Raw genomic sequence first — 7,908 nt, forward strand, 5'->3', positions numbered from 1 at the left:
CGTACATGAGCATCCCGCGCAGCGGCAAGGGCAAGATCGGCTACACCAAGGAGGACGGCGCCGAGTTCTCCTCGTCGGCGAACCTGACGATGAGCTGGTCGTCCTTCCAGTACGCCACGGACGTGTGGGTCGACGTCTCCCTGCGCACCGGCCAGAGCATCTCCTCGGCCGACCAGGTCAAGATCAAGCCCAGCAGCCTGAACTTCGCCAAGCAGCTCGTCGACGGTGACACCGTCCGCGTCAAGGTCCCCTACAACGCGGCGGGCTACCGCTTCTCGGTCGAGTTCGACCCGCAGCTCTACACGGCCTACAACGACATGTCGGGCCCGGCCGGTGACGCGGGCAAGCTCACCACCGAGTCGGGCGGCGGCAACCGCGCCATCCACACCGAGCCGCGCAACTCCATGATGGTCTTCGCCGAACCGGCGTCCACCGGGGCGGAGCGGGACCGGCTGATCCCGACCGCGGCCTCGGGCAGCACCTACTACCCGCCGCAGGGGCAGGTCACCAACCTGAACACGATCAGCGAGGAAATCGTCTACTTCCGGCCCGGCACCTACTACATGACCTCGAAGTACCACGCGCTGCTGCCCAAGCAGGTCAAGTGGGTCTACCTGGCGCCCGGCGCGTACGTGAAGGGCGCCATCCGCTTCCCCGACGACAGCCAGGGCCTGTACAAGGTGACCGGGTACGGCGTGCTCTCCGGTGAGCAGTACGTCTACGAGGCCGACACCGCCAACTACTACGACCACCTCTCCGGCGCGTCCAACTGCCACTCCACCTGCGTGAAGATGCTCCAGTTCGCCTCGGCCCAGGGCCGGCAGCAGCACCTGGACCTGCAGGGCGTGACCGTCAACGAGCCGCCGTACCACTCGTTCGTCGTCTACGGCGACGAGCAGACCTTCAGCATGCGGGTCGAGAACTACAAGCAGGTCGGCTCCTGGTACTGGCAGACCGACGGCATCGAGCTCTACCGCGGCAGCACCATGAAGAACACGTTCTTCAACGCCAACGACGACGTGCTGAAGATGTACCACAGCGACGTCAGCATCGATAACACCGTCGTCTGGAAGAACGAGAACGGCCCGGTCATCCAGTGGGGCTGGACCCCGCGCAACATCGACAACGTGCGCGTCGGCAACACCCACGTCATCCACAACCGGATGTACTGGAAGGACGTCAAGTACAACACCTGCATCCTCAACTCCTCCTCCCACTGGGAGGACATGGGCTCGACCACCAAGGCCGACCCCAACGCGTGGGTGAGGAACATGACCTTCGAGAACATCACCGTCGAAGGCATGACCAACTGCGCCATCCGCGTCTTCGCCCTGTCCAGCACCGAGAACATCCACGTCAAGAACCTCAAGATCGACGCCTGGAGCCACCTGGACGCGTCCTCGCAGGTCAGCCTCCTCAAGCGGTACAGCAACAGCGGTGGGCAGAAGGTGGTCCTGGGCAACGAGACCCGGGACAGCCGCGGCCTGAAGCTGGAGAACTACACCGTCGGCGGCACCGTCATCGACAAGTCCGGCACCAACTGGGCCGCCGACCAGCTCGGCCGGATCGGCTTCGACGCCGAGACCTGGGACAACTGGAACGCCTGGGGCCCCGGCGGCAACAACCCGGGCCCGGGTCCGGTCACCGGCGGCGAGATCGTCAACGGCGCGACCGCCAAGTGCATCGACCGCGCGGGCGGCGGCACGGCGAACGGCACCGCCATCCAGCAGTGGACCTGCGCCGACTCACCCTCCATGACCTGGGCGCTCGACGGGGAGCAACTGAAGTCCGCCGGCAAGTGCCTGGACGTCGAAGGCGGCGCCACCGCCAACGGCACCAAGGCCCACCTGTGGGACTGCGGCACCTGGGACAGCCAGAAGTGGGCCTTCCAGTCCAACGGCACCCTGAAGAACCTCAAGTCCGGCCGCTGCCTGGACATCGAGGGCCAGAGCACCGCCGACGGCGCCCGCCTGCACCTGTGGGACTGCGGCGCCTGGACCAGCCAGAAGTGGACCCTCACCACCTGATCGCCACCCGGCGGTGGCCGCCGACCCGCTCCACACCACCCCACGGGCGGCCACCGGCCCGTTCCTCTTCACAATCGACGAGCGGCCCGCCATGAACGGACGGTCCGCCGTGGAAACGTGCCCGCAAAAAGAATCGGCCCGAAATTCCCGTCATTCGAAGAAGCTATTGGTCTGATCGAGTGCCGCCGGTTTTCCTCGTTGACAGTAAAAAGCTCGTCTCACTAATCTGAAGAAGCCGCCGCCACGGTGTTCCAGCTCCGGCGGGACACATTTCCCCCGGTGCTTCCTTCCGCTCCTGACGGAGGCACACCCATGAAGAAAACGGCCAAGGCGGCCTGGTCCGCCACCGGAGTCGTCGGTCTCGCGCTGTCCGCGGCATTCGTCGTGTCCTCGCTGCCCGCGAACGCGAACGTCGTCGCGGTCACGTCCCCCGTGAGCGCGGGACCGGCGGCCCACGGCCAGCAGTACCCGGACGGTCCGTCCTCCGTGGACGGTTCACCCCTGGAGCGGTGCCGGCGGGGCACGGACTACGCCGTGCCGAGCCGCAACCCGGTCCTGGACGAGCCGCTGAACGCGGGCTTCCAGAGCAACGTCGGCCTGTCGGTCAAGGTCCAGCTCGAAGGCGGCACCTCCTACGGCAGCCGCAAGCTCATCTTCACCAACTCCAGCAGCGCGCCCGTGCACACCGACTGCCTGGTGCTGAAGTTCCGCGCCCCCTCCGGTTCCGTCGACCACCACTACCGGGCGTCCGTCCAGTACGGACACCCCCAGCAGGACTACGTCGAGGTTCCGCGCGGCAACGGCGAGTCGCACTACATCATCCGGTTCGGGTTCCACGACGTGCCGCCGGCCGACCGCACCATCCCGGTCGGGCAGACCTGGACCTACGAGCTCGCCGGTTCCAACCAGGCCTCGATGAGCCTGGAGGCGACGCGCGACTCCGTCGAGGTCCTGGCGGACATGAACGTCGGTGGCAACAACTGGATTTCCCAGTACGGCACCAAGCGCCTGGGCAACTGACGCCAGGTGGGTGGCGGCCTCGCAACGACGCGGGGCCGCTGCCCGGCCACCCCGGGGAGGATCCACGTGAGAACCCTTGTCTGCCTTGCCCTGACCGTCGCGGTCTCCGCCGGATGCGCGTCCGGTGGAGCCGACCACTCGCACCACCAGCACCACTCGATGACGGCGGAGGACGCCGCGCGGTTGCGCGGGGTCGCCACCACCTACCTCGGCCTGCTCTCGGGCGGCGACCCGACCACGGCGTGGGACATGTGGACCGCCGACGCCCAGCAGCACGATCCGCGGGAGGCGTTCGTCGACCGGCTCGCGCACTGCGAGCCCGGAGTCCCCTACGAGGTGCTCGGCGTCGTCGCGGACGGGCCGGACCTCGCCCGGGTCTCCTGGCGACACGGCGAACGCACCGGTGAGCACCTGCTGCGCCTGCACGACGGGCAGTGGCGCGTCGACCCCGTCGACACCACCACCTGCGGTGCACCGTGACCGCCCGCGCGGTGACGCTGCTGCGCGGCTCGCTCGGTCTGGTGTTCATCTGGTTCGGCGCCCTCAAGGTCGCTGACGTGACACCGGTCGCCGACCTGGTCGCCCGCACCGTGCCCTGGCTCGACCGGGGGTTCCTGCTGGTCTCGCTCGGAACGGCGGAGATCGTGCTCGGCGCGGCGCTGTGGCTCGGTCGCCTGCTGCGCTGGGTGGCGGCTGTCGCCCTGGTGCACCTGCTGGGGACGTTCCTGGTGCTGGTCGTCCAGCCACAGGCCGCGTTCCAGGCGGGCAACCCGCTGCTGCTCACCACCGAGGGCGAGTTCGTCGTCAAGAACTTGGTCCTGATCACCGCGTGCCTGGTGCTCATGTCCGCAGACCGGTCGCGGCAGGCCAGGCGCCCGCTCGACGTCGGGAACGACCGCGACGAGGTGGAACGTGCAGTCCCCGAACCGCACAGCGGCGGTCGAAGCGACAGGAGAGCGGTCGGGGTCGAGGCGCAGCGCCCCGTCACCGCTCCCGCCACCGACTGACTGAGGGCTGATACGCCAGGGGCAGCGCGCTCACGGGTGCTAGCCAGCGAATGAACGAGCGATGCGCCGCCTTCAAGGATGACGCGTCGCCGCACGTGGACGGGATCGCCGCGGACAACACCGCACCGATCGCGACCTGTCCCGCATCAACTCAGCCGGTGGGTCGGAACGACGTCGAGCAGGCACCTGGCGTCGCAGCCGATGCCACCCACAGAACGCCCCCCTCGTGGCCCGACCGCGCAGGGGGTGAGCGGGACCGCTCGGTGGCGGCCGGCTGGTCCCGCTCGTGCAGAAGCGGTGGGGTCGTCGGGCTCGGCGACGCCACCGCCCCGAACACCGCGCCCGGAGATCCCGGACGAACTCCTGCCGCCCACCGTTCCCCGCCGCCGGCACCACCTCACACATGGAGGCAACCGCATGCACACCACATCACCCGCACTTCGACGCCGGACCGCCCTGCACCTCGCGCTACTGCTGTCCCTCATCGCCTCGGCGCTGGCCTTCCAGCCGACCGCCGCCTCGGCCCACGGCACCGTCGTCGACCCGCCGACCCGCAACTACGGCTGCGCCACCCGCTGGAACGGCCCCGACGCGCCTGGCATGCAGGAGCAGGACTTCATGTGCTACCTGGCCTGGCACCAGAGCCCCGACGCCATGTGGAACTGGAACGCCCTGTACGCCAACAACCTGGGTGAGAACATCGAGAGCGTCATCCCCGACGGGCAGATCTGCAGCGCAGGGCGCTCGGAGGGCGGGCGCTACGCCCCCATGGACAACCCCGGCCCCTGGAAGACCACCAGCGTCGGCAGCAGCTTCCCCGTCACCGTGCAGGACGTGGCCCGGCACGGCGCCGACTACCTGAAGATCTACATCACCAAGCAGGGCTTCGACCCCACGAGCTCCATGATCGGCTGGGGCGACCTGGACTTCATCAAGCAGACCGGGCGGTACGGCTCCCAGTTCGAGTACAAGACCGACGTGTCCACCTCCGGCTACAGCGGCCGACACGTCCTCGTCACGATCTGGAAGGCATCGCACATGGACCAGAAGTACTTCCTGTGCAGTGACGTCGACTTCGGCTGACCTCCGGAACGGCACCGCCCCGCGATGAGCGGGGCGGTGCCGCCGCACCGAAGACGTGTCAGGGCCAACGGCGCTTGGCGACCGGGATCGAGGCGCCGCCACTTGCTGCCGATCCGACGGCGGTGCGCGGTCGACTGGCTGTCGCAGGAACCCACGTCCTGCGGGTCGGTGGAAGGCCACGCCTACCGCGCCTTGCCGGGTGGTGCGGTGCAGTAGACCCGAGGGGTTCCCCAGGCGTTGTCGGCGTCCCGGCCCCCGCGGGTGTCGAACAGCGTCAGGCGCACCACGCCGGTGATGTCGATGTCGATGTGCTGCGCGGCGGTGGCCATGGTGGCCTCGGCCGAGGCGATCTCGACGTCTTCCGCCTTGATGACGAAGCGGCCGGTACCCGTCGATGAAGAAGAGGCAGCGTCCTTGCCGACCCATGCCGAGAACCGGGTGCATTTCCCGCCGCTCTGCCAGGTCTGATGGTTGTTGGGGTCGGCAGTCGAGGACGAGTAGGAAGCGCGGATGCTGTCCGAGTACGAGGCCGACCCGATGTCGATGGAGTTCACGAAGTAGAACCCGTTGCCTCCGCCCAAGGTGCGGTAGGCCGTCAGGTTGTACCAACCCTCCACCGACCGTGGTGCCGGCGCGTTCCCGGAGGTCTGCGGTTGCTCCACGATCGTGGTGGCGGCCGGTGGCAGTTCGGCCGACTGGGTGGTTTTCTCGACGCGTGGTGCGGTCGCGGGCGAGGAGGTCGTGGTATCCAACGGCCCCGGCCCCGCGACCTGGCCCCCGTCGGGAGCGCTGGTCCGGCTGTCTTCTCCGGAGCCCAACAGGCGCTCGAAGAAGCCCACCGTGCCGTCGATGTTGGCCAGGAACGCCAGCACGGCCACGAGTACTCCCGCCAGGGCGACGTACCACTTTCGTCGGGCGCCAGGTGCAAGGGCGGGCATGCGTGGTCTCCTCGTCGTTGATGCGTCCACCCGCTAGAGCGGAATTTCGACGAGCTCGTTACAAGGGCGGCTCTCGGCTCTGTGACGAGCACGGCGGGGCGCGAGTTCTTCACCGCCCGGGCTGAGAGCATCATCGCGAGGGACTTCCCCCACCTCGACACCGTGCCCGGCCCACGGCTCCACGCGCTGGTGTTCCTCGAACACCGTCCCGGACCTTCCCGCCGTGGTGGAACGGGTCGTCGCCGTCCTCACCACCCTCCCCGACCCCGCCGGTCACCGCCGTCCACGGCGGCCTCGTGCCACCCGGCGAACCACGTGGACCACTGACGATCACCGAGTTGCCGGTCTTGCTGCCGACGTACAGGCGGTCGCCGGAAGGGCTGACCACCACCCAGGTCGCCGGGTCGGGGACGTGCGGTGGACGGGGTTGGTGGCGTGTCGGTCAGCGTCACCTTGTTCGCGTTTCCCTGGGTGACGTAGAGGGCGCGGCCGTTCGGGCTCACTGCGGTGAACCCCGCTCCGGGCAGGCCGCCGATGGTGCCGGTGACCGCGTTGGTCGCGAGGTTGATCACCGACGCGGTGTCGTCGTTGAAGTTGGCGACGTAGGCGGTGGTGGGGTCGGCGGGTCTCGTGCCGGCGGCGGTGGCCAACGCGACCAGCCCCGCCGTGAGCAGCGCGACCGTCGCGACCAGGGCCGACAGCCGACCGCGCACCGCTGCGGACAACGCCGGTGTAGCGGGGGAGGGACGAGGTGAGGACAGGGGAGATCTCCCTTGCGCGTCCACCACCCGCCGCCAGGGCCGTCGAGGGCGTGGCGGGCATCCGCGGCGCCGCGGCAACACAGGAGTGCAGGGTCCGGGTCGGCGCACGCACCCCACAGGCGCATAATCGACCGAACAGCCGCAGCGAATAGCCGATCGCCGGTTCTCAACACCCTGACGGCCACCCGAACGCCAACTCCGGACACCGGGGCGTGACCAGAAAAACCGGATCCCGGAGAAGGCCGAAAAGGACATGCTGTCGGCTGGGCATATCCGCCCGATTTTGGCGAGTACCACGGCAAACCCTGCTACGGCACCACTTCGGGGTTGCCGGTTCCGGTGGCAGTCGGTCGCGGTCCGCCGTTGTCGAGGGTGCCGGACGCTCACCGAAATGGTCGCTGCCCGATCGGCGGATTCCCCGCTTGAGACCGGCGGACAATACTTTGCCGACGAGGCGCGGATTGATGCACATCCACCGAGCAGGTCGCCCGAAGTGGCGTGCGGTGATGCGGTGTGCCCACGAAATCGGGAGAATCGCATGTCGGTACGTGCTGCAACCGCTTCAGGGGCGGCGCTGGTCTGGGGCCGCGAGGCCCAGGGGCAGAACACCGTCCCCGCCGCGGCCGGGACCGGGGTCACGGCCGTCGCGGCCGGCAGCCGTCACAGCTTGGCGCTGAAGAACGGGGCGGTGCTCGCCTGGGGCTTGAACGACTACCAGCAGACCGCCGTTCCGGCGATCGCCGGCTCCGGGGTGCGCGCCGTCGCCGCCGGCGAGTTCCACAGCCTGGCGCTGAGGGCCGGAGTGGCGCTGGCCTGGGGTGACAACAGCAAGAAGCAGTGCAGCGTACCGGCGGCGGCCACCGCAGGGGTCATCGCGATCGCCGCCGGCCAGTTCCACAACCTGGCGGTGACGATCAGCGGATCCACCGGCTCGGTGGTCGCCTGGGGTGACAACAGCAAGGGGCAGACCACCGTGCCGGCAGCGGCCTCGTCAGGGGTCACCGCCGTCGCCGCCGGCTACGGCCACAGCCTCGCCGTCAAGGGTGGTGCGGTGCTCGCGTGGGGCGACAAC

Annotated in this window: 7 protein-coding genes and 2 pseudogenes; 6 read left to right on the top strand and 3 right to left on the bottom strand. The window is 68.9% G+C overall.

Translation table 11 applies throughout. From position 1 onward, the window contains the following. From AB0G02_RS22300 to AB0G02_RS22320, 5 genes are all read left to right on the top strand, one after another. On the top strand, positions 1–2,027 hold a 2,027-nt coding region (locus AB0G02_RS22300; protein WP_360797396.1), incomplete at its 5' end, for a family 49 glycosyl hydrolase. Between the two features lie 312 nt (positions 2,028–2,339). After that, a complete protein-coding gene (locus AB0G02_RS22305) occupies positions 2,340–3,047 on the top strand; it encodes a hypothetical protein (RefSeq protein WP_360797397.1) in 708 nt (235 codons plus the stop codon). Positions 3,048–3,113: 66 nt separating this feature from the next. Then, a complete protein-coding gene (locus tag AB0G02_RS22310) occupies positions 3,114–3,527 on the top strand; it encodes a hypothetical protein (protein ID WP_360797398.1) in 414 nt (137 codons plus the stop codon). After that, positions 3,524–4,054, top strand: a complete 531-nt coding sequence (locus tag AB0G02_RS22315) for a DoxX family protein (protein ID WP_360797399.1) — start codon at positions 3,524–3,526, stop codon at positions 4,052–4,054. Before AB0G02_RS22310 ends, AB0G02_RS22315 begins: the two co-directional genes overlap by 4 nt. A 417-nt stretch (positions 4,055–4,471) precedes the next feature. Beyond that, complete coding sequence (locus AB0G02_RS22320) at positions 4,472–5,137, top strand: lytic polysaccharide monooxygenase (RefSeq protein WP_360797400.1); 666 nt, start codon at positions 4,472–4,474, stop codon at positions 5,135–5,137. A gap of 35 nt (positions 5,138–5,172) precedes the next feature. Here the strand turns inward: AB0G02_RS22320 and AB0G02_RS22325 are convergent. The 3 genes and pseudogenes from AB0G02_RS22325 to AB0G02_RS22335 form a co-directional block, all read right to left on the bottom strand. After that, positions 5,173–5,265, bottom strand: a pseudogene (locus AB0G02_RS22325) (IS5/IS1182 family transposase); the annotation flags it as partial. Between the two features lie 54 nt (positions 5,266–5,319). After that, complete coding sequence (locus AB0G02_RS22330; protein ID WP_360797401.1) at positions 5,320–6,015, bottom strand: NPCBM/NEW2 domain-containing protein; 696 nt, start codon at positions 6,013–6,015, stop codon at positions 5,320–5,322. Positions 6,016–6,323: 308 nt separating this feature from the next. Next, positions 6,324–6,800, bottom strand: coding sequence for a hypothetical protein (locus AB0G02_RS22335; protein WP_360797402.1), 477 nt, complete (start codon positions 6,798–6,800; stop codon positions 6,324–6,326). A gap of 574 nt (positions 6,801–7,374) precedes the next feature. On the opposite strand from AB0G02_RS22335, the pseudogene AB0G02_RS22340 reads away from it, so the two are divergent. Next, positions 7,375–7,908 (top strand): annotated as a pseudogene (locus AB0G02_RS22340) (hypothetical protein); the annotation flags it as partial.

It is taken from the genome of Actinosynnema sp. NPDC023658, from assembly GCF_040639995.1.
GTDB lineage: Bacteria > Actinomycetota > Actinomycetes > Mycobacteriales > Pseudonocardiaceae > Actinosynnema.